This is a genomic window from Roseateles amylovorans (genome assembly GCF_025398155.2).
GTDB classification, from domain to species: domain Bacteria; phylum Pseudomonadota; class Gammaproteobacteria; order Burkholderiales; family Burkholderiaceae_C; genus Roseateles; species Roseateles amylovorans.
The window spans coordinates 4,643,800-4,669,759 of sequence record NZ_CP104562.2 but is presented as its reverse complement, the minus strand read 5'-3'; the positions used below and the strand labels follow the sequence as shown (position 1 = coordinate 4,669,759).

At 68.0% G+C, this 25,960-nt stretch carries 26 protein-coding genes; 13 read left to right on the top strand and 13 right to left on the bottom strand.

Going from position 1 to position 25,960, the window contains the following annotated elements:
• Positions 1-37: 37 nt before the first annotated feature.
• Positions 38-2,881, bottom strand: coding sequence for a PAS domain-containing protein (locus tag N4261_RS19350; protein ID WP_261756900.1), 2,844 nt, complete (start codon positions 2,879-2,881; stop codon positions 38-40).
• Positions 2,882-2,995: 114 nt separating this feature from the next.
• On the opposite strand from N4261_RS19350, the gene N4261_RS19345 reads away from it, so the two are divergent.
• Entirely contained in the window at positions 2,996-3,193 is a 198-nt protein-coding gene (locus N4261_RS19345; protein ID WP_261756899.1) for a hypothetical protein, read from the top strand.
• Positions 3,194-3,321: 128 nt separating this feature from the next.
• Here N4261_RS19345 and N4261_RS19340 read toward each other — a convergent pair whose 3' ends face one another.
• Complete coding sequence (locus N4261_RS19340) at positions 3,322-3,867, bottom strand: hypothetical protein (RefSeq protein ID WP_261756898.1); 546 nt, start codon at positions 3,865-3,867, stop codon at positions 3,322-3,324.
• 32 nt (positions 3,868-3,899) lie between these two features.
• Entirely contained in the window at positions 3,900-4,253 is a 354-nt protein-coding gene (locus N4261_RS19335) for a hypothetical protein (RefSeq protein ID WP_261756897.1), read from the bottom strand.
• Between the two features lie 439 nt (positions 4,254-4,692).
• Between N4261_RS19335 and N4261_RS19330 the strand changes: the two genes are divergently transcribed.
• On the top strand, positions 4,693-5,196 hold the full coding sequence (locus N4261_RS19330) for a YciE/YciF ferroxidase family protein (RefSeq protein ID WP_261756896.1): 504 nt from the start codon (positions 4,693-4,695) through the stop codon (positions 5,194-5,196).
• 141 nt (positions 5,197-5,337) lie between these two features.
• Entirely contained in the window at positions 5,338-5,460 is a 123-nt protein-coding gene (locus tag N4261_RS19325; protein ID WP_261756895.1) for a hypothetical protein, read from the top strand.
• Positions 5,461-5,495: 35 nt separating this feature from the next.
• Here N4261_RS19325 and N4261_RS19320 read toward each other — a convergent pair whose 3' ends face one another.
• The gene (locus N4261_RS19320) at positions 5,496-5,888 is read right to left on the bottom strand and encodes a hypothetical protein (protein WP_261756894.1); all 393 of its coding nucleotides are present in this window, start codon (positions 5,886-5,888) and stop codon (positions 5,496-5,498) included.
• Positions 5,889-6,197: 309 nt separating this feature from the next.
• Between N4261_RS19320 and N4261_RS19315 the strand changes: the two genes are divergently transcribed.
• Entirely contained in the window at positions 6,198-6,851 is a 654-nt protein-coding gene (locus N4261_RS19315; protein ID WP_261756893.1) for a hypothetical protein, read from the top strand.
• Between the two features lie 141 nt (positions 6,852-6,992).
• Here the strand turns inward: N4261_RS19315 and N4261_RS19310 are convergent, their stop codons facing one another.
• Positions 6,993-8,072 carry a tartrate dehydrogenase gene (locus N4261_RS19310; RefSeq protein WP_261756892.1) on the bottom strand — a complete coding sequence of 360 codons (1,080 nt, stop codon included), beginning with the start codon at positions 8,070-8,072 and terminating at the stop codon, positions 6,993-6,995.
• A 94-nt stretch (positions 8,073-8,166) separates the two neighbouring features.
• On the opposite strand from N4261_RS19310, the gene N4261_RS19305 reads away from it, so the two are divergent.
• The 3 genes from N4261_RS19305 to N4261_RS19295 all read left to right on the top strand — a co-directional run bounded on the left by N4261_RS19305 (position 8,167) and on the right by N4261_RS19295 (position 11,262).
• Positions 8,167-9,087 (top strand): LysR substrate-binding domain-containing protein, encoded by a 921-nt coding sequence (locus N4261_RS19305; protein ID WP_261756891.1) that lies wholly within the window; start codon positions 8,167-8,169, stop codon positions 9,085-9,087.
• A gap of 183 nt (positions 9,088-9,270) precedes the next feature.
• On the top strand, positions 9,271-10,485 hold the full coding sequence (chrA, locus tag N4261_RS19300; RefSeq protein WP_261756890.1) for a chromate efflux transporter: 1,215 nt from the start codon (positions 9,271-9,273) through the stop codon (positions 10,483-10,485).
• Between the two features lie 279 nt (positions 10,486-10,764).
• The gene (locus N4261_RS19295; RefSeq protein ID WP_261756889.1) at positions 10,765-11,262 is read left to right on the top strand and encodes a universal stress protein; all 498 of its coding nucleotides are present in this window, start codon (positions 10,765-10,767) and stop codon (positions 11,260-11,262) included.
• Between the two features lie 117 nt (positions 11,263-11,379).
• Here the strand turns inward: N4261_RS19295 and N4261_RS19290 are convergent, their stop codons facing one another.
• A complete protein-coding gene (locus N4261_RS19290) occupies positions 11,380-12,753 on the bottom strand; it encodes a sigma-54-dependent transcriptional regulator (protein WP_261756888.1) in 1,374 nt (457 codons plus the stop codon).
• Positions 12,750-14,690 carry a sensor histidine kinase gene (locus tag N4261_RS19285; protein ID WP_261756887.1) on the bottom strand — a complete coding sequence of 647 codons (1,941 nt, stop codon included), beginning with the start codon at positions 14,688-14,690 and terminating at the stop codon, positions 12,750-12,752. Before N4261_RS19285 ends, N4261_RS19290 begins: the two co-directional genes overlap by 4 nt.
• 141 nt (positions 14,691-14,831) lie before the next feature.
• Here N4261_RS19285 and N4261_RS19280 point away from each other — a divergent pair, with 141 nt between their 5' ends.
• From N4261_RS19280 to N4261_RS19265, 4 genes are all read left to right on the top strand, one after another.
• Positions 14,832-15,575 carry a DUF4166 domain-containing protein gene (locus N4261_RS19280; RefSeq protein WP_261756886.1) on the top strand — a complete coding sequence of 248 codons (744 nt, stop codon included), beginning with the start codon at positions 14,832-14,834 and terminating at the stop codon, positions 15,573-15,575.
• A gap of 1 nt (position 15,576) precedes the next feature.
• Entirely contained in the window at positions 15,577-17,136 is a 1,560-nt protein-coding gene (locus N4261_RS19275) for a TIGR01777 family oxidoreductase (RefSeq protein ID WP_261756885.1), read from the top strand.
• Entirely contained in the window at positions 17,133-18,203 is a 1,071-nt protein-coding gene (locus N4261_RS19270; RefSeq protein WP_261756884.1) for a DUF1440 domain-containing protein, read from the top strand. The genes N4261_RS19275 and N4261_RS19270 overlap by 4 nt, the downstream gene beginning before the upstream one ends.
• Positions 18,204-18,750: 547 nt before the next feature.
• Positions 18,751-20,400: a lectin gene (locus N4261_RS19265; RefSeq protein WP_261756883.1), complete on the top strand. Its 1,650-nt coding sequence runs from the start codon at positions 18,751-18,753 to the stop codon at positions 20,398-20,400.
• An 87-nt stretch (positions 20,401-20,487) separates the two neighbouring features.
• Here the strand turns inward: N4261_RS19265 and N4261_RS19260 are convergent, their stop codons facing one another.
• The 4 genes from N4261_RS19260 to N4261_RS19245 all read right to left on the bottom strand — a co-directional run bounded on the left by N4261_RS19260 (position 20,488) and on the right by N4261_RS19245 (position 22,640).
• Positions 20,488-21,057: a type II TA system antitoxin MqsA family protein gene (locus N4261_RS19260; RefSeq protein WP_261756882.1), complete on the bottom strand. Its 570-nt coding sequence runs from the start codon at positions 21,055-21,057 to the stop codon at positions 20,488-20,490.
• 21 nt (positions 21,058-21,078) lie between these two features.
• On the bottom strand, positions 21,079-21,537 hold the full coding sequence (locus tag N4261_RS19255) for a type II toxin-antitoxin system MqsR family toxin (RefSeq protein WP_261756881.1): 459 nt from the start codon (positions 21,535-21,537) through the stop codon (positions 21,079-21,081).
• Between the two features lie 292 nt (positions 21,538-21,829).
• On the bottom strand, positions 21,830-22,264 hold the full coding sequence (locus tag N4261_RS19250; RefSeq protein WP_261756880.1) for a response regulator: 435 nt from the start codon (positions 22,262-22,264) through the stop codon (positions 21,830-21,832).
• A 109-nt stretch (positions 22,265-22,373) separates the two neighbouring features.
• The gene (locus N4261_RS19245) at positions 22,374-22,640 is read right to left on the bottom strand and encodes a MerR family transcriptional regulator (RefSeq protein WP_261756879.1); all 267 of its coding nucleotides are present in this window, start codon (positions 22,638-22,640) and stop codon (positions 22,374-22,376) included.
• A 266-nt stretch (positions 22,641-22,906) separates the two neighbouring features.
• On the opposite strand from N4261_RS19245, the gene N4261_RS19240 reads away from it, so the two are divergent.
• The gene (locus N4261_RS19240; RefSeq protein WP_261756878.1) at positions 22,907-23,308 is read left to right on the top strand and encodes a hypothetical protein; all 402 of its coding nucleotides are present in this window, start codon (positions 22,907-22,909) and stop codon (positions 23,306-23,308) included.
• Positions 23,309-23,469: 161 nt separating this feature from the next.
• On the opposite strand, the gene N4261_RS19235 is transcribed toward N4261_RS19240, so the two are convergent.
• On the bottom strand, positions 23,470-23,739 hold the full coding sequence (locus N4261_RS19235) for a VF530 family protein (RefSeq protein WP_261756877.1): 270 nt from the start codon (positions 23,737-23,739) through the stop codon (positions 23,470-23,472).
• Between the two features lie 180 nt (positions 23,740-23,919).
• A complete protein-coding gene (locus tag N4261_RS19230) occupies positions 23,920-24,384 on the bottom strand; it encodes a hypothetical protein (protein WP_261756876.1) in 465 nt (154 codons plus the stop codon).
• Between the two features lie 255 nt (positions 24,385-24,639).
• Between N4261_RS19230 and N4261_RS19225 the strand changes: the two genes are divergently transcribed.
• On the top strand, positions 24,640-25,929 hold the full coding sequence (locus N4261_RS19225) for a glycosyltransferase (protein WP_261756875.1): 1,290 nt from the start codon (positions 24,640-24,642) through the stop codon (positions 25,927-25,929).
• The last annotated feature ends 31 nt before the right edge of the window (positions 25,930-25,960 follow it).

Genomic DNA, 25,960 nt, shown 5'->3' with positions numbered 1-25,960 from the left:
ATCCCGCCCTCACCGCTGGCGCCGCCTGCCCCCCGGGTCAACTGCGCGGCGTGGCGGTCTCCAGCGCGCGCTGCACGGCCCCCGCGTCAAACGGCTTCCTGAGCAAGGTCACGCCGTGCCCGATGGCGTCGCGCAGCTCATTGCCGTCGGCATAGCCGCTCATCAGCACCACCCGCAGCGCCGGACGCGTGGCCCGCGCCAGGTTGGCCACCGCCACCCCGTTCATGCCGGGCATGGCGAAGTCGCACAGCAGCAGGTCCACAGGACGCTGTTCAATGATCGCCAGCGCCGCCTCGCCGCCGCTGGCCTCTTCCACCCGATGCCCGGCGCCGCGCAGCAAGGCCACCAGGGAGCTGCGCACATGATCGTCGTCGTCCACCACCAGGATGTCGGTGCCCGCCATGGCGCTGCCGATGGCCGCGGGCAATGCCGGCGCGGACGCCTCCGCCGGCGGTGTCGCACGGCGCAGGGAGACGATGACGGAGGTCCCGGTTCGGCCGTCACTCTCGATTCGCACCGAGCCCCCCACGCGGTCGGCCATGCTGTAGACCTGCGCCAGTCCCAGACCGCTGCCCTTGCCGATGTCCTTGGTGGTGAAGAAGGGCTCGAACGCCTTGGCGATCACGGCCTCGCTCATGCCGGTGCCGGTGTCGATGGCGCGGATCTCCACCCGTTCCGGCTCGGCCGCCAGGCCCACCGCCACGGTGAAGCAACCACTGCCGACCATCGCGTCCCGGGCATTGATGGCCAGGTTCAGCAGCGCCATCTCCATCTGCGTGGCATCGGCATGCACCCACAAGTCGGGGCATTGAATGACACAGTCGACCTCCGGTCCCAGCGTGGTCCGCAACAGGTCGCGCATGCTGTCCAGCAGCGCGGACAGTCGCACCGCCCGCACATCCGGCGCCTGACGACGCGAGAAGGTCAGCAACTGCGCGGTGAGCCGTGCGCCGCGCTGCGCCACTTCCACGCCGCTCGTGGCCCATTTGTGCACATGCGCCAGATCGTCGGGTCGACGCCGGATCAGCTCGAACCGGGTGTTCAAGGCCTGCAGCACATTGTTGAAGTCATGCGCCACGCCGCCGGTGAGCAGGCCGATGGATTCCATCTTCTGCGCCTGCAGCAGCGCGGCCTCGGTGCGGGCGAGTCGGGCTTCGGCCTCGCGACGGGCGGTGACCTCATAGACGAATTGGTAGGCGCCGATGCGACGGCCATCCGAGGCGAACAGCGGATGGAAATGCAGCTCGTACCACCGCCGTGCCAGCGTGGGTTCGCCGAATTCAAGTTCGTCCACGAAGGCGTCGCCTTCCAGCGCACGCGTCCAGGCCGCTCGGACCTCCGCCTGGTGGTGGGGCCACGCATCGAGCAGCGCCAGCAGATGGTCGCCCACCTGCGGGCGGAGTCCGTAGACCCGCTCGAATTCATCGGCACAGGCCCGATTGATTGCGAGGATGCGGAAATCCGGCGCCACCACCTGGATCAGCGCATCGGTGCCTTCGACGATGTCGGCGAACACCTTGCGCTCGGCCAGGAACTCGGTGAGACGCTGCTCCAGCGTTTCGTTGAGTTCGCGCAGTTTGGCCTCGTCGCGCTTGCGCCCGGTGATGTCGACCGCGGTGCCGATCACCCGCACGCAGCGGCCCTGTTCATCGAACACACCGCGCCCTTTGGCGGCCACCCATCGCACCAGGCCGTCTTCGCGGCCGATGGTGCGGTATTCCACGTCGTACACCGCCCGTTGGACGGGATCCCTGGCGTTGTTGTAGGCCAGGAACACGGCGTCTCGGTCGTCCGGATGCAACCCGTTGTAGAAGTCGCCTTCCAAGGTCACCGGTCGGTCGCTGAAGATTCCGAACATGTGGCGCAGGCGCGGCGGCCAGTAGAGCGTGTTGGCCACATGGTCGACGTCCCACAGGCCCACTTCACTGGCCTCGGTGGCCAGCCGGAGCTGCTCCTCGCTGACCTCCAAGGCCTTTTCCGCATCCATTCGCTCGGTGACATCGACGCCGACGACCAGGATGCCGTCCACTTCGCCCGATGCTCCCACCGTCGGCTGATAGACGAAGTCCAGCCGTCGGTGATGCACCTCTGCGGTGGTGTCGTCGTGCAGCTCGACATCCGCCGCCAGCGCGGCATAGGCCCGACCGGAGGCGTAGACACCGTCCAGCAGCTGCACATAGCCTTGCCCCACGACTTCCGGCAGCGCCTGCGCCACGGTGCGGCCGCGCAGTTCGCGCTGTCCGACCAGGCGCTGATAGGACGGATTGACGAAGGCGAATCGATGCTCGGGGCCGGTCAGTACCGCAATGAAGATCGGCGCCTGATCGAACAGCTGGGCCAGCCGGGCCAGGTCGGACTGCGTCTTCTGCCGCTCGAGCACCTGATCGGTGGTTTCGGTGCACAGCACCAGCACGCCGCCGACGCCGTTGGGCGCGTGGCTGTCATCGATGCCGGCGTAGGAATAGGTCCAGTAGACATCTTCGAGGCGTCCGTTGCGCTCGATCGGCACGAGCTGGTTCTCATGCCAGGTGGCCGGGCCGCCGGCGAGCACGCCTTCGATGTCGGCACCCACGATGGGCCAGATCTCGGGAAACGCCTGCTTGCCCGGCAGGCCGAGGATGCGCGGATGCTTCTCCGGTCCCAGCGACACGCTGTAGGCGTCGTTGTACAGGCACAGCAGCGCCGGTCCCCAGAAGATGAAGGCGGGATGCCGCGTCGTGAGCAGCATCGCCACCATGGTGCGCAGGCTGGCGGGCCAGGTGGCCGGCGCACCGAGTGGGGTCGATGCCCAGTCATGCGTGCGCATCCGCCGGGCCATCTCGCTGTCGCCGGCCAGGAACCGCAAGGTGTGGGGAAGCGGGCTGGGGGCGGAAGCGGTCATGCGCGGCATTCTATGCAGCGAATCTGTCGGTCCTCGGCGCCGGAAGACGCCCAGGGGCCGATGGGGACGGCACACACCAGGCTTGCGCGCGGACAGACGAGGTCGACCGATTTAATGGCAAACGCGCTGGATTCACTGGGTCAGTGGGAGACGATCATGGTCCATGCGCTGGACCCTCGCCAGGCGGATTGCCGCCCGGGCGACGGCGACCTGCCGACCACCTCGCGTCCGTCAAGGATGTGCGATTCACGAAGCGAGTCGACGAATCAGCGCGCCGTCATCGCCGATCCACCGTCGGTGATCGCCTATTGACGATGACCGATCAGCGCGGAGCGATCACCGACCACCGATCACAGAGCATCAATCGCCAATCGTCGATGACCGATTGCCGATTGCCGATTGCCGATTGCCGATCGGCAATCAGCAATCAGCGAGGCCGCTTAACGGTAAACATGCTGCCCGTGATTCGACTTCCAGATCGACTCGAAATGCTGGGCATCGTCATCATTCCTGGCCCGAAGTCCCATCAGGATGCCGCCCTGGCGCACGCCTTCCTCGTAATGCTTGACCCGCTCTTCCGGCAAGCTCCAGCCGACCAGCGCGCCAATCAGTCCGCCTCCGGCCGCACCCGCGCCCGCGCCGGCTGCAGCAGCCGCCAAGGGACCCGCAATCACGAGGCCGATGCCGGGGAGCGCAATGCTGGTGCCCACCGCCGCCACAGCCGCGGCGATCGCACCGAGCGTGCCCCCGATGGCCCCGCCGATGCCCGCACCCTCCGCCGCCTTGTTGCCCAGCTCGGTGGTGACCGCGTCGCTGGCGAAGTGATGCTTGCGTGTGTCGTTGGACATCACCAGGTCCACATCCTTGGCGTCGTAGCCGCGTTGGCCTGCGGCGTCGAAAGCCGCTTCAGCGCTGGCGCGATCGGGAAAGAGGCCAGTCACCAGACGGTCATGGTGGTCGGAGGTGTTCTTTGAGAAGCTGTTCATGGTGTGTTCCTCGGTGTGTGGAAGAGGCGGATTCAATTGCGATCGGTGCGGGCGGGCAGGGCATCGGTCGACGCCATGCTGTCGGTCGTGCCGGTGGGAGAAGGGGTCGCGTTGCCGGCGGCCGGGGGCGTCATTCGTTGCGAGGTCTGTGCCGCTTGTTCGGCCGCCGTGGGCCCGGTGCGCACGACGGTGGCGGTGTCACTGCGCGGAATGGCTTTCTCGTTCGCAGCAGCGGCGGTCTGCGGGGTCACGCCCACGGCCGTCGGTGGCGTGACGGTGGCGCTGCTGGCGGCGGGCGCAGTGGTGGCCGTCTGTGCCAGCGCTGCGGCGGTGAGGGCGGCGGCCGCCATGCCCAGGCTGACGAAGGCAATGCGAGTGGTGTTCACGGTTGTTCCTTGATGGGGAGGAAGCCGCTACTTGCCGGGAATCGGCTCATCGGGCGGCAGGCCCGAATGAATGCAAGGCAAGCGGGTCGCCCGTGCCCATGCCTGCCTCACTGCGTCGGAAGATTCCGCCGTTCGTTTGATCGATCAACGGCCCGGAGGCCCGATGGACACGGCCGATTCGTCCCTCTCGTAGCGCGCGCGACCGATCGCTGTCAGAGGAGGCGCGGGCGGAAAAACAGGGGTGCGAGTGGCCATGGGTGCGTCGATTGCTGGTGAAGCAGGGTCCGGCGCTCTTGCCGGGCAGTGGCCCTATCAGGGCTCGCGCGTGTGCCGATCGCTTCTCCTCCGACCGTGACGGTCTGGGCCGATTTCCGGTAACAAAGTGACCTGGTGAGCCTCGACCCTCAACCCACGCCCGAACGGCGTTCTGGAGCATTCCATGAGTCAAATCTCAAGCCTGTCCGATCTGTATGTCGACGAACTCAAGGACCTGTGGTCGTCCAACGACCAGATGGCCAAGGCGCTGAAGAAGATTGCCCCCAAGGCCACCCATCCGAAGCTGACCAAGATGCTGGATGCCGCTCAATCGGGCATCGCCAGCCACACCGACCTGCTCAAGGCACTGATTGCGAATCAGGGCGAAAAGGTGGCCAAGGAGCATTGCAAGGGCATGGAGGGGCTGGTGAACGAGGCGATGAAGCACGCCATCGACCATGCGCCCGAGAAGGGCCCGGTGCTCGATGCAGTGATCATTGCGCAGTACCAGCGCATGACGCATTACGGCATCACCGGCTTCGGCACCGTGGCCGCCTTCGCCAAGGCCCTGCGACTGCAGGACGACAACAAGCAGCTCAAGGCCGCCGTGAAGGACATGATCGGTGCCGATGAACTGATGTCCGAATTGGCGGAAGCCGCGGTCAATCAGGAAGCCGCAGAGCATTGAGGCGCCGACGCTGACTACAGGGCCGCATGATCCCGCGTGAGGGGGATCCGGGCTGCTGAGCGAGTGATCGAGTGAAGGTCCTCGACTGGTCTGGAAGGCGTCGTGCGTGCGCGTACGGCGCCTTTTCCTCGTCAACAGGGGATGTTGCTGCAGATGGCGCGTCCCGTATCGCTGCGCGGCCCCAGCGCGATGGCGATCGCCATCGTCATCGCCATCGCGGGCGATATGGCCATCGCCATCGCCATTGCCATCGCCAAGCGCTAAGGTCTAAACGCTACGCGCTGGCCAGGTGGAAACGATCACGCAGCCAGTCGTTGGGGCTCCATCGGCCGAGGGATGCGTTGCGCTGATCGCCGGTCCGCCGGCGCCCAGACCTGTCGGCCGACAAGCGCTGCCAGCCCCGGCCAGTCGCTGCCACGCGGCAGCGCATGCTTGAGCGCCAGCGGGCTGACCCGGCCGCCGCGGGCCACCAGGCGTCGGGCCACGGTCTGACGTCGTCGGCGCAGCCGTGGCAGCAGCCAACGGTTGGTGGGGCGTTCCGGCACGACGTTGCGATGCAAGGTGCAGCGATGCTCCGCCATCAGCAGATGCCGCAGCAGCACCTCCAGCTCGGGGCGCTCCAGTGCGCGCCAACTCACCTTCAGTCGTGTGAGCGCGAAGTGCAGATGCGCCTGCTCATCAGAGTGAGCCACATGGAATCGGTTTCGAACGGTCCTGACCATCGATGAGCTCCCGGTGTCCGACTTCCGCTGCGATGGTGCCCGGCCAGCCGGCCATCGGCGGACCCTTGGATGGTTCGCTTATCTGGTTATCGGCCAACTTGCGCCGTTCCTGAAGCGAGATCTGCAGCGGAATCTGGAGCACGCCGGTGTGCCCCGCCCACGCTACGATGCCGCCGACCGAACGAGGGAGTGATCGGATGCCACAGGCACGGAGTCAAGGAGAAGGCCGACAGCCACGGTGCGAGGCAGATCGGCGCACCGGCCGCGCGGTGGCTCCGCGTGGCTGATCCGTTCCTGGCCCGACCCCCTCGAACGCGGCTGGTCATCGGCGCCGCGTTCGCCCTGATGGTGCAGGGCGTCTGGCTGGCGATGCTGCGCACCGACCGTGCCTGGCCCGTGCATCCGTTGGATCTGCCCGGCGTCCGGGTTCGGTTGCTGGAAACCGAGGTGCGGCCGGCGCCGCTACCGCCATCGCCACCGCCCCGCGTGGTGGCTCCGCGGCCTCCAGGCCCTCCGGCGCTGGGCGATTTCTTTCTCGACCCGGTCGTGGCGCCGTCGGCGTCCACCACGACCGAATCGACGTCCGCGCCTGAAGCGGTCCCGCTGCCCGCCACGGAACGTCGATCTCGCTTGAACCTGGCGCTCCCGCCCCGGCGCGCGGCGTCCGACAGCCCGGCTGAGACGATGGCCGAACAGGCCACGCGGGATCCTCGCGCCAACCGCGAGCGACGCGGTGTGGAATGGGCGATCCAGGATGCGGCGGGCACCTTGCCGGTCGTGGTGCAGGCCGGCACCAGCGGCTCGGGCACGACCCTGGTGCGACAGGGCAGCAAGTGCACCCGGATCACCGAGAACCGGGTCGCCGCGCTCCATCCGATGGACGCGCGGCTGCGCGATGCACCTGCGGTGGCGGGCGAGTGCTTCGGCAAGTGACCGTCAGCGGTTGCTGACCGACAGGGCCGCTTGCGAGGGCCGGTCGACCTAGCCGGTCGACCTGCCCGGTGGACTTGGCCGCCGACCGTCCACCGAACGGCGGCCTTTGCGATGGCATCGCAAGCACCATCGCCGTCCCGCTCAGGCTTGAGGGGCCAGCACCAGTTGTTCGATCGCCCGGCCCAGCGCCTCGGTCGTGGCCTGTCCGCCCAGGTCGGGCGTGTGCGGGCCCTGCTTGAGCACCGTCTCGATGGCCTGCAGGATCGCATCATGGGCATCACGGTGGCCGAGGAAGTCCAGCATCAGCGCGCCCGACCAGATCATCGCGATCGGGTTGGCAATGCCCTGGCCATAGATGTCCGGCGCGGAGCCATGCACCGGTTCGAACAGCGAGGGAAACTTGCGCTCCGGATTCAGGTTGGCCGAGGGCGCCAGGCCGATGGTGCCGGTGGTGGCCGGACCCAGGTCCGACAGGATGTCGCCGAACAAGTTGGACGCGACGACCACATCGAACCGCCCCGGCTGCAGCACGAAGCGCGCGCTCAGGATGTCGATGTGCTGCTTGTCCACCGTCACCGCGGGATAGTCGCGGCCCACGGCATCCGCCCGGCCGTCCCACCACGGCATGCTGATCGCGATGCCGTTGCTCTTGGTAGCCACGGTGAGGTGCTTGCGGTTCCGTGCATTGGCGAGCTCGAAGGCGTACTTCAGCACCCGGTCGGCACCGAAGCGGGAGTAGACCGATTCCTGGATCACGATCTCTCGATCGGTGCCCGCATACATGATGCCGCCCAGGTTGGTGTATTCGCCTTCGGTGTTCTCGCGCACCACCAGATAGTCGATGTCACCGGCCTTGCGCCCGGCCAGCGGGCAGGGCACGCCGTCGAACAGACGCACCGGGCGCAGGTTGATGTACTGGTCGAACTCGCGGCGGAACTTCAGCAGCGAACCCCACAGCGAGATGTGGTCGGGCACCTTCGCCGGCCAGCCGACGGCGCCGAAGAACACCGCATCCATCGGGCTGAGCTGGTCCTTCCAGTCGTCCGGCATCATCTGGCCGGTCTTCTCGTAGTAGTCGCAGCTGGCCCAGTCGATGGGCTCGAACTGGATGTCGATGTTGAACCGCTTCGCGGCGGCCCGCACCACGCGCAGCCCTTCGGGCATCACTTCCTTGCCGATCCCGTCGCCCGGGATGGCGGCCACTTTCAAGGGCTGAGACATGGGTCGTCCTCATTCGCTGGTGGAGAAGCCGCCATCCTAATCACACACGATCTCCCTACAATCCCGCCGCATGTGAAGCCTGTATGCACGGTTCATGAACAATGATCCCCTGCCCGAAGACCTTCGGGTGTTTGCCGCCGTGGTCCGCAAGGCCAGCTTCGCTGCCGCTGCGGAAGGCCTGGGCGTGTCGCCGTCCTATGTCACCAAGCGCATCCAGATCCTGGAGGCCACGCTGAAGACGCGGCTGCTCCACCGCACCACACGCCGCGTGGGCGTGACCGAGGACGGTGAACGGGTCTATCACTGGGCGCTGAAGATCCTGGACGATCTGGACCACCTGATCGAGGAACTGGGCGTCACCCGGTCCTCGCCGCGCGGCACGCTGCGAGTGTGCAGCAGCTTCGGATTCGGCCGGCGGGTGGTGGCGCCGGCGCTGTCGGCGCTGGTGGAGGCGCATCCGGCGCTGCAGGTGCGCTTCGAGGTCTTCGACCGGCTGGTGGATGTGGCCTCGGAGGGCTTCGATCTGGATGTGCGGGTGGGCGACGACATCGCCTCCCACCTGATCGCCAAGCGCCTGGCCGCCAACCACCGCGTGCTGTGTGCCGCGCCGAGTTACCTGGCGCGGCGCGGCATGCCGCGCACGCTGTCGGAACTGGCCACCCACGATTGCCTGGTCATCAAGGAGCGTGACCATCCCTTCGGTGTCTGGCGACTGCGCCACGGCAAGCAGGAGCGGATGATCAAGGTGCGCGGACCGCTGTCCTCCAACGACGGCGACATGGTGATGCAATGGGCCGTCAACGGGCGCGGCATCGTCTTGCGGTCCACCTGGGATGTGGACCCCCTGATCGCTGCTGGCCAGTTGGTCCATCTGCTGCCCGAGTTTGTGCAGGAGGCCAATGTCTGGGCGGTCTACCCGTCCCGGTTGAGCACCTCGGCCAAGGTGCGGGTCTGCGTGGACTTCCTGGCCGCGCACCTGGCAAGAACGCTCAAGCAAGACGCCTCGGCGATCTGAACGGATCGGCTCGGCTTGCCACCTCGCTGGCTGCTGCCGACGTCATTGATCACGTCATCTCCCTTCACATCGATACGGGCGTCGCTGTTGGCATCGGCATCGGCATCGGCATCGGCATCGACATCGACATCGACATCGACATCGACATCGATCGGACAAGCCGACCCGCCACAATCCGCCCCCATGACGCCGCCTGACGACATGCCAGCACCAGCCTCCGCGCCTGCCTCACCGGCCGAGGTGTTCTGGGCTTTCCTCAAGCTGGGGCTGAGTGCCTTCGGCGGTCCCTCGGCCCACATCGGCTACTTCCGCGCGGCCTTCGTCGAACGGCGCCGCTGGCTTGACGACCGACGCTTCTCCGACCTGCTGGCATTGAGCCAGTTGCTGCCCGGCCCGGCCAGCAGCCAATTGGGCATGGCGCTGGGCCTGGAGCGCGCAGGCGGGCTGGGCGCGTTGGCCGCTTGGGTGGGTTTCACCCTGCCGTCGGCGCTGGCCATGATCCTGCTGGGCTACGGCATGGCGCGATGGCAGGGATTGGCCGAATCCGGCCTGCTGCACGGGCTCAAGATTGCTGCCGTGGCGGTAGTGGCCCATGCGGTGCTGAGCATGGCGACCTCGCTGTGCCGCGGGTGGGTGCGGGCCACGACGGCCATCGGCGCTGCCGCCTTGGTCTTGGCGATGCCCGGCATGCCGGCGCAATGGCTGGCCATCCTGCTGGGGGCGGTGGCGGGGCGGTTGCTGGTCCAGCGCCAGTCGCTGACACCTGTGGCACCGCACGGCGGGGGGCTTTCCAGGCGAGCGGGCAGTCTGGCGCTGGTCACGTTTGCGCTGCTGCTGGTCGTTCTGCCGTGGCTGGCGGCATGGTCGGCGTCGCCGCTGGTCCAGGCGGTGGCGGTCTTCTACCAGGCCGGCGCGCTGGTGTTTGGCGGCGGGCATGTGGTGCTGCCGCTGCTGCAAGCGGGCGTGGTGGGCCCCGGCTGGGTGAGCCAGGAGGCCTTCCTGGCCGGCTATGGCGCGGCCCAGGCGCTGCCAGGGCCGCTGTTCGCCTTCGCTGCCTACCTCGGCACCCTGCTGCCGGCGCCGCTGGGTGGCTGGGGCAGCGGCCTGTTGATGCTGCTGGCGATTTTTTTGCCGGGGGCGTTGTTGATCGTCGGTGCGATGCCGTTCTGGGATCAACTGCGGCGGCAGCCTGCGGTGCAGCAGAGTCTGGCCGGCATCAATGCCGCCGTGGTCGGCCTGCTGGCGGCGGCACTCTACCGGCCGATCTGGACCAGCACGATCGGTAGCGTGGGCGATCTGCTGTTGGCTGGCCTGGCCTTCGGCCTGCTGGTGTCAGGACGCGTTCGACCGCTCCTGGTGGTGGCCTTGTCGGCAGCCGGCGGATGGGCGTTGAGCTGAACTTGATCCCCCAGGGATCCCGCCAGGGTGCGGCTTTCCTCCGCTGGATCTCCGAAGGCCCCGCTCGACGCCTTCGGCCTGACCGGCTCCGCGGCGGAATGCGCTTGTCCCGCCGCATCAGTTTTGTATTCGATGCACAGATAGGGCATTGACTTTTATCAGGCGCAATTTCCTGTTCAAGCGCAAGCTGTCGGTGGGTCCACGAGGTCCATGTCGTCGCGCCATCGGTCGATGGGCAACGTGGCAGTGCCAGTGGACCTTCACCCCAGGAGCCGCACCATGTATCGCTCGATTCTTGTTCCCATCGATGGCAGCGAGACCGCCTCGCGGGGCTTGCAGGAGGCCATCGGCCTGGCCAAGGCCCTGGGCGCCCGGATCACGCTGCTGCATGTGCTGGATCTCTATCCATTCTTCGGCCACAGCGCCGGCAGCGGCGACCTGGAGCGCCTGCTGGCGTCCCGGCGCGATGCGGCCCATGCGCTGCTCGCGTCATCGGCACTGGATGTCCGGGATGGCGGCGTGTCGGTCAAGACCGATCTCAAGGAATCACTGGACAAGCATGCCGGTCCGCACATCGTGGCGCAGGCGATCGAGCATCACTGCGACCTGATCGTCATGGGCACCCACGGTCGGCGCGGCGTGACCCGGTTGCTGCTGGGCAGCGACGCTTCGCTGGTGCTGCGCGACAGCCCGGTGCCGGTGATGCTGGTGGGACCGCCCGCCGGCAAGGGACCTGAACAGGCTGAGGCAGCCTCACGGATCGGAGCGGGCTCATGAGCTGGGTCGGCCTGCTGGTGATGGCACTGTTGGCCACCGGCCTGGCGCTGCTGGTGACCCAGGTCGTGCAACGGCTGCTGACGCGGGACTGAGGGCATCAGGCGCGGGCCGGTTCGCTCATTTCAAGCCCAGGCGGTTCAGCTTCTTGATGAGGCCCACCCGCGAGATGCCGAGTCGACGCGCCGCCTCCGACTGATTGCCGCCACTGGCTTGCATCGCTTCGCTGATGAGCCGGCGTTCGAGCTCGGTCAGCGCTTGGTCCAGGAGACCGCCGGCATCGTCGCTCGCCGCACTTGCCGCCGGTACAGATGACGGCGTCTCGCCGGCCGCCAGGCACAACGCGTCCGCATCAAGCTCCTGTTGCCCCGGCAGCAGCAAGGCGGCGGCCGCATCCACCACGGCCTTGAGCTCCCGCACATTGCCGGGCCAGTCGCGGGCGCTCAACCAGGCCAGTGCACTGGCCGAAATGCCCACGCCACGCTGCTGAGCGAACCGGGCGCTCAGCACCGGGACATCCTGGCGCCGTTCCGACAAGGCCGGGGTGCGCAGCACCACGCCTTTGAGCCGGTAGTAGAGGTCTTCGCGGAACTCGCCGGCGCGCACCATGGCTTCCAGGTCGCGGTGGGTGGCGGCCACCACGCGGACCTCGCTGCTGCGGGTGATGCGTCCTCCCACCGGCATGTAGCTGCCCTCCTGCAGGAAGCGCAGCAGTTTCACCTGCATCGCCGGCGGCATCTCGCCCACTTCATCGAGGAACAGCGTGCCGCCGCGCGCGACCTCCACCAACCCCGGCTGGTCGCGGTAGGCGCCGGTGAAGCTGCCCTTCACATGACCGAACAACTCGCTCTCCAGCAGCTCGGCCGACAGCGCACCGCAGTGCACCGGCACGAACGGCGCCGCCGCATGCGCGCTGTGCTCATGCAGGGCGCGCGCCACCAGTTCCTTGCCGGTGCCGGTGGGCCCGAGCACCAGCACGTTCACCCGCGTCGGTGCCACGCGCCGCACCATGCCGCGCAGCGATGCCATCGCGGGGGCCTGACCCACCAGGCCCATCGATTCCTCGCCGTGGTCCTGGCGCAGCCGGATCAGCTCCAGATCCAGCCGATGCTTGCGCAGGGCCCGCATCACGACAAAGCGCAGCAGCTCCGGGTCGATCGGCTTGGGCAGGAAGTCCCAGGCACCCAGCTCTGCCGCGCGCAGGGCCAGGTCATGCTGGGCATGCCCGGTCAGCACCACCACCGGCGCGCCACTGAAGCCCGGGATCAGCGCCAGCCCCTGCTCGGGGTCCATGCTCGGCGGCATGGCCAGGTCCAGCAGCACCAGGTCCGGCCGCTCGCGGGCAAACATCGCCAAGGCCTGATCGCCGTCGCCCGCGGTGAGCACCTCGTGGCCGAGGTTGCGCAGGAAGGCACCGCCCAGCCGCTGGAAGGCGGGTTCGTCGTCGACCAGCAGCACGCGGCCAGGGGTGTCGGTCGTGGGAAGCGGGCTCATCGGGGAAGCTCCAGGGTGAAGCAGGTGGACCAGGGCGGACGCTCGCTGAGCAGCGCCCGGCCCTCGTGCGCCTGCGCAATGCGGGACACGATCGCCAGGCCCAACCCGGTGCCGCCCGGGCTGCGGGAGGCGAAGGGCTCGAAGAGACGATCGCGGAAGTCCGCCGGCACGCCCGCGCCCATGTCGCACACATGCAGGCGCAGCAGCGTGGGGGTGATGTCGATGTCCAGGACACAGCCGTCCGGCGAGGCGCCGCGGGCGTTCTCGATCAGGTTGACCAGCGCCTGTTCGATGCGTCGGGCATCGAGCCGCTCGGTCCACAGCGACTGCGGCCAGGCCTCGCTCAGGCGCACGTCCGGTTCCCGTTGCACCAGTCGGTCGACCAACGCGCGCAGGTCGCTGCGTTCGGCCTGCAGCTTCCAGGGCTTGGCGTAATCGAGCAGGTCGCTGGTGAGGTGGGCGATCCGGGCCACCTGGGTGGCGACCTCCTGCCGCGTGTCGGCGGGCGCCAGCGCCACGGCCATGCCGATGATGTTGAGCGGGTTGCGGATGTCGTGGGCCACGGTGGCCGCCAGCGCGCCCAGTTCCGCCAGTCGGGCCTGGATCTGGCGTTCCCGCTCGCGCGCGGCGACCAATTGCGCCTGGGCCACCCGCTGGGCCGCATCGGCCAGCACGCTGGCGAAGAGTTCCGCCACATGGCGCTGGCCGGGCGGGGCGGCGTCCCAGCCGGACCACTGCGGCGACCAGGCGGTGCCGTCGTGCCGCAGGGCGAGCAAGGGCGGATGTTGAATTCTGTCGACGGAGGGGGGCGTCGGCGCCAGGGATGTCCGGCCGGCGTCCGGCGCTTCGGAGGGCTCTGACGGCTCCAGACGCAAGCGCTCCGAGGATGAGGAAGGCTGGGAACGCTGGGACGGTTGGGGTGGCTGAGCCGGCGCGGACATCGCGGCGGGATCGTCGATGACCACCGCCACCGCCGTCCCCAGCCGCTGGCTGAGGAGCCGTGAGGCGGCAGCGGCCAGGGTGTCGAGGCGATCCGGGGTCTGCAGTGCGTCGCGCCAGCGTCCGAGGTCCTGCGCGCTGACGGCGCCGCCGGGATAGATCAGTCGCTGGACAAACCGACGCACCGGGCCGTTGAGCGCCAGGCAGCCGGCCGCCACGGCCAGGCCGCTGAGCCAGCGGGATTCGAAGGGCAGCAGCAGCGGCATCAGCCCGACGATCGCCGCGCCTGCGGCCAGCAGCAGCGTCCAGACCAGCGCCTTGCCGGCCCAGGCATTCGCCACGAACACGCCGTAGCGCAGGATGCCGTAGACCAGCATCAGCGGATACAGCGGCAGCGCCAGCAGCGGGAACGGATAGATCGGCCAATCCATCAGCGCGATCGCATAACCGGCCAGGCAGACCAGGCCCCACAGGCAGGACGCGGTGACCGCGGCCACCTGCGCGCGCGGTGGGCCCTGGCCGTCGCCACGGGCGCCGAGCAGCGTCCGCACCAGCACCGCCACGCCGGCGATGCCCAGCACCACCCAGGAGACGCTGGTGATGACGGCGGCGGTCTCGGCATAGGCCAGGCGACCGATGTCGGGATGGTCGCTGAACCGCGCGGGCAGCAGCACCTGCGATGCCAGGGCCGCCAGACCCCCGAGCGCATAGCCCGCCCGCACCCAGCCCGTCGACACCGGCGCCCGGCAGAACACCACGCAGAAGTGGAAGAACACCGCGGAGGTCAGCGGCGCGGTCGCGAGCAAATGCAGCGCGAGGGTTTCGACGCCGGGCCCGAACCAGTTCGGCAGCTCATTGCCGGTGATCCAGATCGCGATCGCCGCCAGAAAGGCCGCCAGCAGGCGACCGCCGGCCACCCGGTCCGCCCAGGCCAGCAGCACGCCCGCCAGCAGCAGCGTTTCCACCAGCGACAGTCCCATCGCGACCCGAAGCAGCATCTGTATACGTCGTTGACAGTCAGCAGGAGCGCGACTGTATACGACGGACACAGTCCGCCGGCGCGCCGCCAATCAAATCAAGGACTTGGCGCAGGGTTCGGGCGCCGCCGCCCCTGGCCCGCTTCTCGCAATGAGAGAGGCATGAACACCCTGATCCATCGCCTGCCATTCACCCGCCGCGCTGCTGCGAAGGTGCGGCCCGTCCTTCCTGAAACGATCGATGCGCAACCTGCGATCGATGCCCACCCTGCGCTGGAGGCCCGATCTCCTGAGGCGGGTCATGCGGTCCATGCGCCGGATGCCGCCGTTCTGCATCTCGACCAGTTGATGGGACCCGACGCCTGGGCGAGGCTGCCTGCCGCGGTACGCCGCCGCTTCGATGCCCACGCCGCCGCGGTCTGCTACCGGGGCCGCATGGACCTGCGTTGCTCGCGCCTGGGGCGTCTGCTGGCGTGGCTGGCCTGGCCGCTGCGTGGGCCGCTGCTGCCGCATTGTGCGAAGGACGTGGCGGCGGAGGTGACGGTCTCGGCGGACGGGCAGGGCGGCGTGGTGTGGTCACGCCACATGGGGCGTCGAACGGTCCAGTCGGTCAAGCGGGCCCATCCCGAGCACGGCGTGCTGGAGCGCACCCGCGGCGGCTTGGCGATGGCGCTGGATGTGTTCGAAGACCAGGGCGCGCTGGTGTTCCAGAGCCGCCATTACCTGTGGTGCCTGGGCCCGGTGCGTCTGCGCTTGCCGGACTGGCTGAGTCCGGGCTGCTGCCGCGTCGAACACCGCGATCTGGGCGACGGGCGTTTTCGCTTCACCTTGACCATGACCCATCCCCGCTGGGGCCTGACCTTTGAACAGACCGGCGATTTCGTCGATCCGGTCCAGGAGTGCTGACATGCAAATCATCGATGCCGTGCTGATTTTCCAAGCTCTGCTGGGCGCCTTCGACAACCTGTGGCACCACGAGTGGGCCGCCCGGCTGCCGCAACAGCGCGGCGCCCGTCGCGAGCTGGCACTGCATGCGGCGCGCGAGGCCCTGTATGGCGCGCTGTTCCTGGGCCTGGCCTGGTGGGCCTGGCAGGGCGCCTGGGCGGTGGCGGTGGCGGCGGTGTTGATGGTGGAGATCGTCATCACCCTGGCCGACTTCCTGGAAGAGGATCGCACCCGGCAGTTGCCGCCCTTCGAGCGTTGGCTGCACACGGTGCTGACGGTCAGCTACGGCCTGTTCATCGGCCTGTTGGGCCCGCGCCTGCTGGAAGGCTGGCAGCAACCGACGGCTTTGGTGCCGGCCGGGCGGGGCTGGGTGTCCTGGCTGTTCACCGCGTTCGCGGTGGGCGTCTGGCTGTGGAGCCTGCGCAATGTGCTGGCGGTGCGTCGACTGGGCCGTGAGCCCGAGGTCGCGCTGCCACCGGTGGCGCTGCATGCGCCGGCCGTGCTGGTGACGGGCGGCACCGGGTTTGTGGGTCGGGCGCTGGTGCACCTGCTGCGGATGCAGGGCCGGCGTCTGATCGTGCTGACGCGAGATGTGCGCCAGGCGCGGCTGCAGTTTGATGCGTCGATCGCGGTCCTCGGGTCGTTGGACGAGATCGCGCCGGAGACCCGCATCAGCGCCATCGTCCATCTGGCTGGCGCCCGTGTGCTGGGACGACCCTGGACCCAGGCGCGTCGTCGGGAACTGCTGGAGAGCCGCACCCGTGTGCTGCAGGAACTGCATCGCCTGGTGTGCCGGTTGGTGGAGCGGCCGGCGGTGCTGGTGTCCGCCTCGGCGGTGGGTGTCTACGGGGTGCCTGATGCCCAACAGGTTTGCGACGAGCAGACGGGGCCGATGCCGGGCGTTTTCCAATCGGACCTGTGCGTGGCCACCGAGCATGAAGCGATGCGGCTGGAAGTGTTGGGGCTGCGCGTGGTGCGGATGCGCTTCGGCGTCGTCCTCGGCCGCGACGACGGGGCCTGGCCGATGCAGGCGCTGGCGGCTCGTCTGGGGCTGGGCGCGCGGTTGGGGGACGGTCGGCAGCCGGCGCCCTGGATCCATCTGGACGATGCGGTGGGTCTGATCGATTGGGCGCTGCGCCGCGACGAGGTGCGTGGCGCGGTGAATGCGGTGGCGCCGGCGCTCTGCACCCAGGCCGAGTTCTCCGAGGCGCTGGCTGCCTCGGTGGGGCGTCGGGCCTGGCTGCGCCTGCCGGCGGCGCCGCTGCGGTGGCTCGCGGGGGAGATGTCCACCTTGCTGCTGGACGGTCAGCGCGTCTGGCCGGCACGCGCCCTGGCCGGCGGTTATGGCTATCGGTATCCGTCGTTGGCTGGGTCCCTGCGCGCATTGGCGAGTGTGCCGAGGGAAGGAGGCATGGGTCTTGCCACCGCACAGGCACCGAACGCTGGTTCGGCAATCCCAACACCGGTGGCCGTGGACCGAGGTTCGATCGGCGGCGACCGGGTACAGCGAGAACCTGCATGAACTTCAACGACAGCAATCAAGGCGACGTGCCGCTGGGCATGGCGTCCGGCCTGGCCGCCGGTCTGGTCGGCGCCGGCGTGATGACCGCCTTCCAGGCCCTGCTGGCACGCGGGCAGATCACCTCGGGCGTGTCCGGTGCACCTTCGACCGAGAAGGCCGCCAACCGGGTGGCCCGGCTCACCACCGGGCAGTCGATCCGGCGGTCCCGACGTGGCGCGGCGGGTGAGGCGGTGCATTACGCCGTCGGCAGCCTGGTGGGCGGCGTGTACGGCGCGGTGGCGGAAGTCCAGCCGCGGGTGACGCTGGGCCAGGGCACCGCCTTCGGTGTGGCCGCAGCGACGGTGGTGGACGAGACGCTGGTGCCCGCGTTCCGCCTGGGCGATCCGGTCTGGCGCGCGCCGGTCCAGTCCCATCCCTACTCGTATGTGTCGCACATGGTGTTCGGCGCGACCACGGAGGTCGCCCGTCAGCTCTTCCGTCGATTCTTCTCCCGGGTCAAGGCCGGCGCCGCCGCCGTGCAGCAGTCGCCGTCGCGGCCTGTGGTGCAGACGACGGTCGCTGCACCGGATTCGCCGCGCAGCCTGACCCTGGCCTTTTTGCTGGGGGCCACCGCCGGCCCGCGCACCAGCGCCCCGCTGACGGCGGTGAGCTGGGCGGCCCGGCTGGGGTGGATCAACCTGAAGGGCTCACCCCTGGCCTTCCTGGGCACCACGCAGGCGGTGGCGGTGACCACGCCGATGGCGATCGGTGAACTGGTAGTCGACAAGCTGCCCAGCACGCCGGACCGCACGATGCCGGTGGGCGTGGGCGCGCGAGTGCTCAGCGGCGCCGTCTCGGGCGCGGCGGTGGCGGGCGGGCGATCCTGGCAGGGCGCCTTGGCCGGCGCAGCGGGCTCGATCGTCGCGACCTATGTCGGCCATGCGATCCGCACCCGCGTCTCTCGTGCCTTGGGACAGGACTGGCCGGTGGCCGCTGCAGAGGATCTGCTCGCCTTCGGCGGCGCAGCCATGGTGTGCCTGGCTTCGGTGGCGCCGGACGACGCGGAAGCGGTGCATTGGGCCACCTGACAGCGGCTCGACAGCCTTTGGCGATGCGAGGTCGCCAAGGGCGAGGCGCGGCGAGGCGAGGCGCGGTGGCGGATGGGTCCGCCGCTGCGGCCTGCCGTCCGCCATCGACTTTGAGGTCCCGGCGACAGCGACAGCGACAGCGACAGCGACAGCGACGGTGGCATTGACGCTGGCGGTGACGGTGACTGGTGCCGGTGACCGGTGGCCGGTGACCGGTGACCGGTGACCGTGACATCGCCTCTGAGGGCAGATGCGCCGAAGCCGATCGGCAAAGTGTGTCAGATCGCTGGCCACGTCAGCGCGCGGCGGTCGCGACAGGCGATGTCGATGCCCGTGTCTGTCGTGGCTTTCGCGGGATGCGCGTGCGGCGTCCCTCGCAACAAGCGACGCACCTCGACACAACCGGTGTGTCGCGTGCCGCATAGAGTCCAGACGCAATGAGCCGGCCCGGCTGATCCATCGACGCGTGTCGACGCGTGTCGTCGCCTATTGGTGCGTATCGGTGCGGTGAGTCGGGTTCTCGATGCCGCCCTGCTGGAGTCCTCGCATGACCTTGTCTCGCCGTCACTTCCTCAGTACTGCCGCCGCCGCCGGTGTCGCGGCGACTGCCTGGCCTTTGGGCGGTGCAGAGGCGGCCAGTGCCGTCGGCGACGTGGTGGGCAAGATCACCGTGGGCTACCAGGGCTGGTTTGCCTGCAAGGGGGACGGCGCGCCCATCCAGGGATGGTGGCACTGGGCGCAGGACTGGGGCCGCACGCCATCGCCATCGAACCGCGCCATCATTTCGTGGCCGGACATGCGCGACTACGCCGCCGGTTACCCCACCGCGTTCGCCAACCTGGGCAACGGCGCCCCGGCCACGCTGTTTTCGTCCTACGACCAATCCACCGTCGACACCCATTTCCGCTGGATGCAGCAAAACGGCTGCGACACCGCGGCGCTGCAGCGCTTCAATCCGAACGGCGGCGAAGGGGCCACCCGTGACGCGATGGCGTTGAAGGTGCGCAGCGCGGCGGAGTCGTATGGCCGCAAGTTCTACGTCATGTATGACGTGAGCGGCTGGCAGGGCATGCAGTCGGAGATCAAGGCCGATTGGTTGAACAAGATGTCGGCGCTGGTTGCATCGTCGGCCTATGCGCGACAGAACGGGCGGCCGGTGGTGGGACTCTGGGGTTTCGGCTTCAATGACGACAACCATCCGTGGTCCGCCGCCGCCTGTCTGGACGTGATCCAGTGGTTCAAGAGCCAGGGCTGCTACGTGATGGGCGGGGTGCCGACCTACTGGCGGGAAGGCAAGAACGACTCGCGTGCCGGCTATCTCGAGGTCTATCACGCGTTCAACATGATCTCGCCGTGGATGGTCGGCCGCATCGGCGATGCCGCGGGTTCCGACTGGTTCTATGCCAATGTCAATCTCGCCGATCAAGCGGACTGCAATGCCCACGGCATCGACTATCAGCCGTGCGTGCTGCCGGGGGATCTGAGTGCCCGGCAGCGGGCCCATGGTGATTTCATGTGGCGCCAGTTCTACAACATGGTGCGATTGGGCGCGCAGGGCCTCTACATCTCGATGTTCGACGAATTCAACGAGGGCAACCAGATCGCCAAGACGGCGGAGTCGGCGGCCTTCGTGCCTGTGGGCTCGGGCATCCTCGCGTTGGACGAAGACGGCACGGCCTGCTCGGCGGACTACTACCTGCGGCTGACGGCCGACGGCGGCCGGATGCTGAAGGGACAGATCGCGCTGACCGCGAACCGGCCGACGGCGCCGGTCCTCTCCGGCAGCGGTGCGGCCCAGATCGTGACATTGAAGGCGCGTGTGAACGGGCGCTATGTGACGGCGGAGAACGCCGGCGCGGAGCCCTTGGTGGCCAATCGGACCGCCGTGGGCGGTTGGGAGCAATTCGAGCTGGTGGATGCGGGCAGCGGCCTTGTGGCGCTGCGGGCGCGCGTCAATGGACGGCTGGTGTGCGCGGAAAGCGCGGGGGCCTCGCCGCTGATTGCGAACCGCACGGCGATCGGTCCCTGGGAATCCTTCCGATTGATTCGCAACGCCAATGGCTCGGTGAGCTTGCTATCACTCGCGAATAATCGCTACGTGACCGCAGAGAGTGCCGGCGCGGCGGCGCTGGTGGCCAATCGGACGGCGATCGGTCTGTGGGAGCAGTTCGATCTGGCCACGGCAAAGGCTCGGTGAGTTGGCGACTTTTGCTTCATGACGTGGTGAGCATCGTTTGCGGCTGTGTGTGAGCTTGCATTCAAGCGCTGCAACGGGACGTTGACGTCATGAACGCGGTCGAACGTGCCGCTCAGAAGGGCTGGACTTGATTCCTTTGCTGCTGGGTGGCGGGGCAGATGCGCCGCTGACTGGCGCCTTGCGGATGGCTCGCCGCCGGTCCTCGCTTCGCTCTTTCCAAAGTGGCAGCGGCACACCCGCCTGATCGGCCAGCCACTGGAGACTGTCAGGCTTGTCGATGGCCATCCGAAGCAGCAGCGTGGTGCTCTGGTCGGGGTAGGTGACCTCGTTTTCGTAGCGTGAGAAGGCGATCTTGCCCTTGCCAAAGAGCGTGGAAGCCGCCTGCTGGGTGAGCCCGTAACGGATCCGCAGGGCCGCGATCTCCTCGCCCAGCAACAGGCCTGCGTAGGCGGGCGCGGATTTGCGAGCGGCCAGCCGACGCAAGTTCTGATCATGCTGTTCGGAGCGGATGGTTTCCTTGCCGCAGCGGTCGCAAACCGAGGCCAGCAGCTCCACGCGAACCAGCGTTCCGCGCGGGTGGAAATCGCGATGGGTGGTGGTGGGCAACAACTGGCCCTTGCGGCAGACCGGGCAGGGATGCCGGGTGGATTTGTTCATGGCGAGGACCTTTGATCGGGCTCAACGAGAAGGGTGGCAGGAAGCCAAGACGATGGCCACGAGCCCATCGCTCTCCACAGAGAATTTGAGATAAAGCGCCACCCCTTGAGGATGACGATGGCCTCGAACAAAGTCGAAGCTCAGTTGATACACGTCGCACGCAACCCAGCGCCTCCCATTTTCTCCATCCACCTCGCACCATTCCGACTTCAGATAGTCGTTGTGGTGGCTTCGAGCCGGGTCCCTCAAGGCGAGCAGGACCTCGAGCACCTCAGCGTTGGACCACCGGTACTTCTCCCGGTCGCGCCGAGCGCCTGATGTGGCGAACCACAACGCGTCCAAGTCGAACGTCTCGGACCTCAGCAGCGCTTGAAGCGCGGTCAGATCCAGGAGTGCGCCGCCTTTGATGGCGCGTGTCTTCCTGGTGCCTTGGGCCGAGGGGCTGAGCCCCGGATCGCGTCTCCAGTATCGTGGATTCACTTTATCACCGTGATAAATGAAATGCCACCCCGATTGGCTGAGGGGACAGGACTTTGGTGCCTCAGAGAGGGGACGCCTGCAGGAGGCAGGCTCGCGGCCATGAGCCGCGGGTTCTTGAGGAGGTCCTGCATCCTGCACGCAGACGCACGATCGTTATCCGATGTGGATCAAGGACTGCGGGGAGGCGGACATCGGCTTGCCATCGGCCTGGCAAAGCGGAGCGTTCTGGGGGAGGGCCCCAGCCTCACGGCGGGCACCACGTCGGGGGAGAAGGCGGAGCTGGGCCGCCGCGTCAATCCACCAGCACGTTGCGGTTCTTCAGCGCCAGATGAATCTTGTCGCCGATGGTGTCCTTGTTGAAGGGCTTCACCACGTAGCCGGTCGCGCCGAGTTGTGCGGCGCGGATGATGTCTTCTTTGCGGCCCTCGGCCGTGACCAGCAACACCGGCGTGTTGCGCAGCGGATCGGTCTCAGGCTTGGCACGGAGGGCTTCCAGGAACTGGAAGCCATTCATGACCGGCATGTTGATGTCGCTCAGCACGAAATGCACCGGCTCGCCGGACTCGGCGGCCAGCTCCAGGGTGCGCAGCGCGGCCTTGCCGTCTTCAGCCTCCACGATCTTGCGAAAGCCCAGCTCCCGCAAGAGGCCGGAGATGATGCGCCGCATGGTGGAGAAATCGTCCACCACCAGGAAGCAGAATTCTTCGCGCTTGATCGTCGTGACCATATCGGGCTCCGTGAGGCTGGAATCCTAGCCTGAGCCGCGATCTCGCCCTAGCGCGAGACAGGGGGATGCACCGGACCGCAGCACGTGCCGCGGTTTCCCGTGCACCAAGTCACGAAGCCAGCACGCGCTGCGACGGCGATTTGAACTTCAGCGCCGCCAGATGCGCCTGCGGCACCACCGTCTTGCGCACGTTGGACAGCGCATTCAGGATCCGGTGGGTGGGCAGCCCCGCGTCCATCAGCTGGCGCGCGGATTGCAGCAGCACCAAGTCCTGGAAGGTGAAGCGCATCTTGGCGCCAGGCTGCAGCAGTTCTTCATCGATCAGGGTCTCGATCAGGCTGGGCGGAATGCCGGCGATGTGGACAGCTTGCTTCATCGAGAAAGGGGCAACAGCTCGGCTCATGGGGTACTCCGGTTGGTTGCCTCCAGGTTAATCACGAGTGTCATGACGCAGGGCCGGCGGATGTCGCAGGTGGATGTAGGACAACATGAGTTCTCCCCCCACGCACGCTGCTCGTTTTTCGCCACACCCCTAGGTGGGAGCGGCGTTCGTGGGTTCATTCGCGTCATGCAGAATCCGCGGCGCTGCGGCGTGACGCGTCAGGGTCCGCCAGCCCGCTTTCCTTCACCCTCTGAATGACGATGAAACCGATTCTTCCCGTCGCATTGCTGGCAGTGGCCGTCGGCCTCATGGCGGTCGATCTCCAAGACGCAGTGGCGCAGGCCAGCTACAGCCTGAAGGCGGTGGAGTCGCAGCCGATTCCGAGGGCGGAGCACTTCGCGCTCTGGAAAGAGGTGGCGCTCAAGGCCTGTGCCGACTCTCAGGGCCGATTCAACCTGGGCGAAGCGGAATGTCGTCGTGTCATCTCCCAGCGCGGCGATGCCTGCGCGGTGACGCTCAAGGACCAGAGCCCGGCCGTCATTTCCTCGACCGCCGTGGCGCGCGACATCGGACGCAAGTACATGCACTGCGCGACGCCGTTCTACTTCTGCAAGGGCGTCGAAGTGAAGACCGAGGAAGAGGTTCGGGCCAAGTGCAAGTGAGCCGCAAGTGAGCCGCGAGTCAGTGGCGTATGCGCCGCGAGTGAAACACCACTGACCCGCGACTGAGCCGCGTGTGCCTGGGCGCACGCGCGTCGGCGCTGCATGTTCGTGGTGGTGGGGCTCGAGGGCCATCCTCCGCGCACATGGGCGCGGAGCGCCGATCAGCCGCCGTTGCGCCGTTGCTCGCGCAGCATGAACAGATACAGGCTCTCCACCTTGGCGCGTGCCCACGGCGTCTTGCGCAGGAACTTGAGACTGGAGCTGATGCTGGGATCGCTCTCGAAGCAGCGCACGGGGATGCGGTCGGCCAGACCGGGCCAGCTGTAGGCGGTCACCAGGGCATTCAGCATGTCTTCCAGCCGCACGCCGTGCAGCGGGTTGCGAGGTTGGCTGGGGGCGGGGCCGGGCGGGGCGGCGGGGGTATCAGGCATGCGGCGATTGTCGCCGTGGATCGCCACCCGGGCCGCACCCGGATGCGGCAGCTCACCCGAAGGCGTGCGCCTCGTTGCATTCAGGCAGGCGCCCACTGAGGTGTACGCGCCAAACGTCGCGGGGCGCACCGTGCCCGCGACGCGCTGAGCAAGCACCGAGTCAGTCCTGTCCCGCCCGGATCAATGGGTTTTCTTGCGCTTCTGCACATCCATCGGGCTGTCCGGATCCAGGGTGCGCACCAGGTAGCGGGTGCGGGCGTCGAATGAGCCGCGCGCGATGATGACCCCGGGGCGCTCGTCGTGATAGACCGCCACTTCCAGGATGACCGGATCCCTCGATGGGGCAATCAGCCATCCGCCGGGCTGGACCTTGGGCATCGGCGAACAGGGCAGGGGGCCGGTGTGTTCGGCCACGCCCTTCTCGGGATACCAGATCACGCACTGTCCGTTCTTGAGCGGCAGCAACGGCGCCGGGATCCGGTTCTTGGCGGTGACGTTGAAGTAGGAGTTGTCCTGCCCCGGTGCGGCGCGACCGACGTCGCGCTCCGGGTCGGAGGCCTTGCCGACCGATTGGGCCGAGGCCCCCAGCGTGGTCAGCAAGGCGGCGGTGCCAGCAAGGGCGGCGGCGAGATGGCGAAGGCGCATAGGTTCTCCCGAGAGGGTGGTGGCCTCTGACGAGGCGTTTGCCACCAGCAGGCAACCGGCATGCCAGGGGGCGCCGAGAGAGACCCAGGTGCGTGTTGAGATTCAGCGATCATCCCGGCCAGTTCAAGTGGCCGTGAGCACTCTGGCGCCTTGGCATGGGAGGAACTGAGCGGCGCAACCGTGGCAGGAGATGCCACGTCAATGTCGAATGAGGCCCTCGCTGCGCTTTCCACCGCGACAATCCTCGAACCCTTCATGACTGACAGCCTTCGTTTGCCGCACTACCTGGTCGTTACCGTCGGCACTGCCGGCGACCTGTTCCCCTTCGTGACGATGGCGCAAGCCCTGCAGCGGCTGGGCCGGCGCGTCACCGTGCTGACGAATCGGGTGCATGAGGCCGCCGTTCTGGCCGCCGGATTGCCGTGCATCGGCCTGGGCACGGTGGAGGATTACGAACGGCTCATCGCCAATCCGGAGGTCTGGGATCCCCGGCGCGGACTGACCCTGTTGCTGGCGCAGTATCGGCAGGGGATGCCCGAGCTGGTCGACGCGTTGACATCGGCCGCTGCGGGCGATGCGTCCACCGTGGTGCTGGCGCATCCGCTGGCCGTGCCGGGCGCCGCCGTCGCGCGTGAATTGGGGCGGGTGGGCACCGTGGCGGCGATGTATCTGGCGCCGTCCAATCTGCGCAGCTGTGAGGATCCGATGAGACTGGGGCCCCACGCGATTCCGCGCTGGGTGCCGCAGGCGTGGCGGCGCGCCCTGTGGGCGATGGTGGCGCGCGGTTGGATGGATCCCGCTGCGCTGCCCGGGATCAATGAGGCGCGCGGCTTGTACGGACTGGCGCCGATCGCTTCTTTTCTCGGGCACATGGCACAGGCGCCGGACCTTTCGATCACGCTGTTCCCCGCGTGGTTCGGGCGGACTGCCGCCGATTGGCCACAACCGCTGATCGAGGGTGATTTCCAGTTCCCGCCGGCGGCCGAGGCACCCTTGCCCGCACCGTTGGCGCAGTTCCTGGACCTGGGACCGCCGCCGGTGGTCTTCACGCCGGGCAGCGGCAACGTCCACGCCAGTGACTTCTTCGCGCAGGCGCTCGTGGCGACGCAGCGCCTGGGTCAACGCGCCGTGTTCCTGACCCGCGAGCGCGCGCAGGTGCCGAAGCTGCTGCCGGCCGAGGTGATCTGGCAGCCCTTCGTGCCGATGGCCTCGCTGCTGCGTCGATCCGCCGTCCTGGTTCACCATGGCGGCATCGGCACCACCGCCGAAGCCCTGCGCACCGGCACGCCGCAGTTGGTCACGCCGTTCGCCTACGACCAGTTCGACAACGCCGCGAGGGTGGTCGAACTGGGCGTGGGGCTGACGATCCCGGCCAAGCGCCTCAGGGCGCAGGCGCTGGCGCAGCGAGTGAGGCGTCTGCTCGATCCGGCGTTCCGGGCTGCGGCTGCGGACGTCGCTGCGCGCTTCGAGGCGCCTTCAGCGGAGACAGCGCTCGCGGCTGCCGTGGATCGCTTTGTCCGCGCGCATGCCCGTGGATCGCCCTGATCGGCTGGGGCGCTGCGATGGGCGTCGAGCC

What these genes read in the sequence shown, in the direction of transcription:
- N4261_RS19350 (WP_261756900.1), bottom strand. Translation starts at nt 2,881, where the DNA reads ATGACCGCTTCCGCCCCCAGCCCGCTTCCCCACACCTTGCGGTTCCTG.
- N4261_RS19345 (WP_261756899.1), top strand. Translation starts at nt 2,996, where the DNA reads ATGGCAAACGCGCTGGATTCACTGGGTCAGTGGGAGACGATCATGGTC.
- N4261_RS19340 (WP_261756898.1), bottom strand. Translation starts at nt 3,867, where the DNA reads ATGAACAGCTTCTCAAAGAACACCTCCGACCACCATGACCGTCTGGTG.
- N4261_RS19330 (WP_261756896.1), top strand. Translation starts at nt 4,693, where the DNA reads ATGAGTCAAATCTCAAGCCTGTCCGATCTGTATGTCGACGAACTCAAG.
- N4261_RS19325 (WP_261756895.1), top strand. Translation starts at nt 5,338, where the DNA reads ATGTTGCTGCAGATGGCGCGTCCCGTATCGCTGCGCGGCCCCAGCGCG.
- N4261_RS19310 (WP_261756892.1), bottom strand. Translation starts at nt 8,072, where the DNA reads ATGTCTCAGCCCTTGAAAGTGGCCGCCATCCCGGGCGACGGGATCGGC.
- N4261_RS19305 (WP_261756891.1), top strand. Translation starts at nt 8,167, where the DNA reads ATGAACAATGATCCCCTGCCCGAAGACCTTCGGGTGTTTGCCGCCGTG.
- chrA (WP_261756890.1), top strand. Translation starts at nt 9,271, where the DNA reads ATGACGCCGCCTGACGACATGCCAGCACCAGCCTCCGCGCCTGCCTCA.
- N4261_RS19295 (WP_261756889.1), top strand. Translation starts at nt 10,765, where the DNA reads ATGTATCGCTCGATTCTTGTTCCCATCGATGGCAGCGAGACCGCCTCG.
- N4261_RS19290 (WP_261756888.1), bottom strand. Translation starts at nt 12,753, where the DNA reads ATGAGCCCGCTTCCCACGACCGACACCCCTGGCCGCGTGCTGCTGGTC.
- N4261_RS19285 (WP_261756887.1), bottom strand. Translation starts at nt 14,690, where the DNA reads ATGCTGCTTCGGGTCGCGATGGGACTGTCGCTGGTGGAAACGCTGCTG.
- N4261_RS19280 (WP_261756886.1), top strand. Translation starts at nt 14,832, where the DNA reads ATGAACACCCTGATCCATCGCCTGCCATTCACCCGCCGCGCTGCTGCG.
- N4261_RS19275 (WP_261756885.1), top strand. Translation starts at nt 15,577, where the DNA reads ATGCAAATCATCGATGCCGTGCTGATTTTCCAAGCTCTGCTGGGCGCC.
- N4261_RS19270 (WP_261756884.1), top strand. Translation starts at nt 17,133, where the DNA reads ATGAACTTCAACGACAGCAATCAAGGCGACGTGCCGCTGGGCATGGCG.
- N4261_RS19265 (WP_261756883.1), top strand. Translation starts at nt 18,751, where the DNA reads ATGACCTTGTCTCGCCGTCACTTCCTCAGTACTGCCGCCGCCGCCGGT.
- N4261_RS19260 (WP_261756882.1), bottom strand. Translation starts at nt 21,057, where the DNA reads ATGAACAAATCCACCCGGCATCCCTGCCCGGTCTGCCGCAAGGGCCAG.
- N4261_RS19250 (WP_261756880.1), bottom strand. Translation starts at nt 22,264, where the DNA reads ATGGTCACGACGATCAAGCGCGAAGAATTCTGCTTCCTGGTGGTGGAC.
- N4261_RS19245 (WP_261756879.1), bottom strand. Translation starts at nt 22,640, where the DNA reads ATGAAGCAAGCTGTCCACATCGCCGGCATTCCGCCCAGCCTGATCGAG.
- N4261_RS19240 (WP_261756878.1), top strand. Translation starts at nt 22,907, where the DNA reads ATGAAACCGATTCTTCCCGTCGCATTGCTGGCAGTGGCCGTCGGCCTC.
- N4261_RS19235 (WP_261756877.1), bottom strand. Translation starts at nt 23,739, where the DNA reads ATGCCTGATACCCCCGCCGCCCCGCCCGGCCCCGCCCCCAGCCAACCT.
- N4261_RS19230 (WP_261756876.1), bottom strand. Translation starts at nt 24,384, where the DNA reads ATGCGCCTTCGCCATCTCGCCGCCGCCCTTGCTGGCACCGCCGCCTTG.
- N4261_RS19225 (WP_261756875.1), top strand. Translation starts at nt 24,640, where the DNA reads ATGACTGACAGCCTTCGTTTGCCGCACTACCTGGTCGTTACCGTCGGC.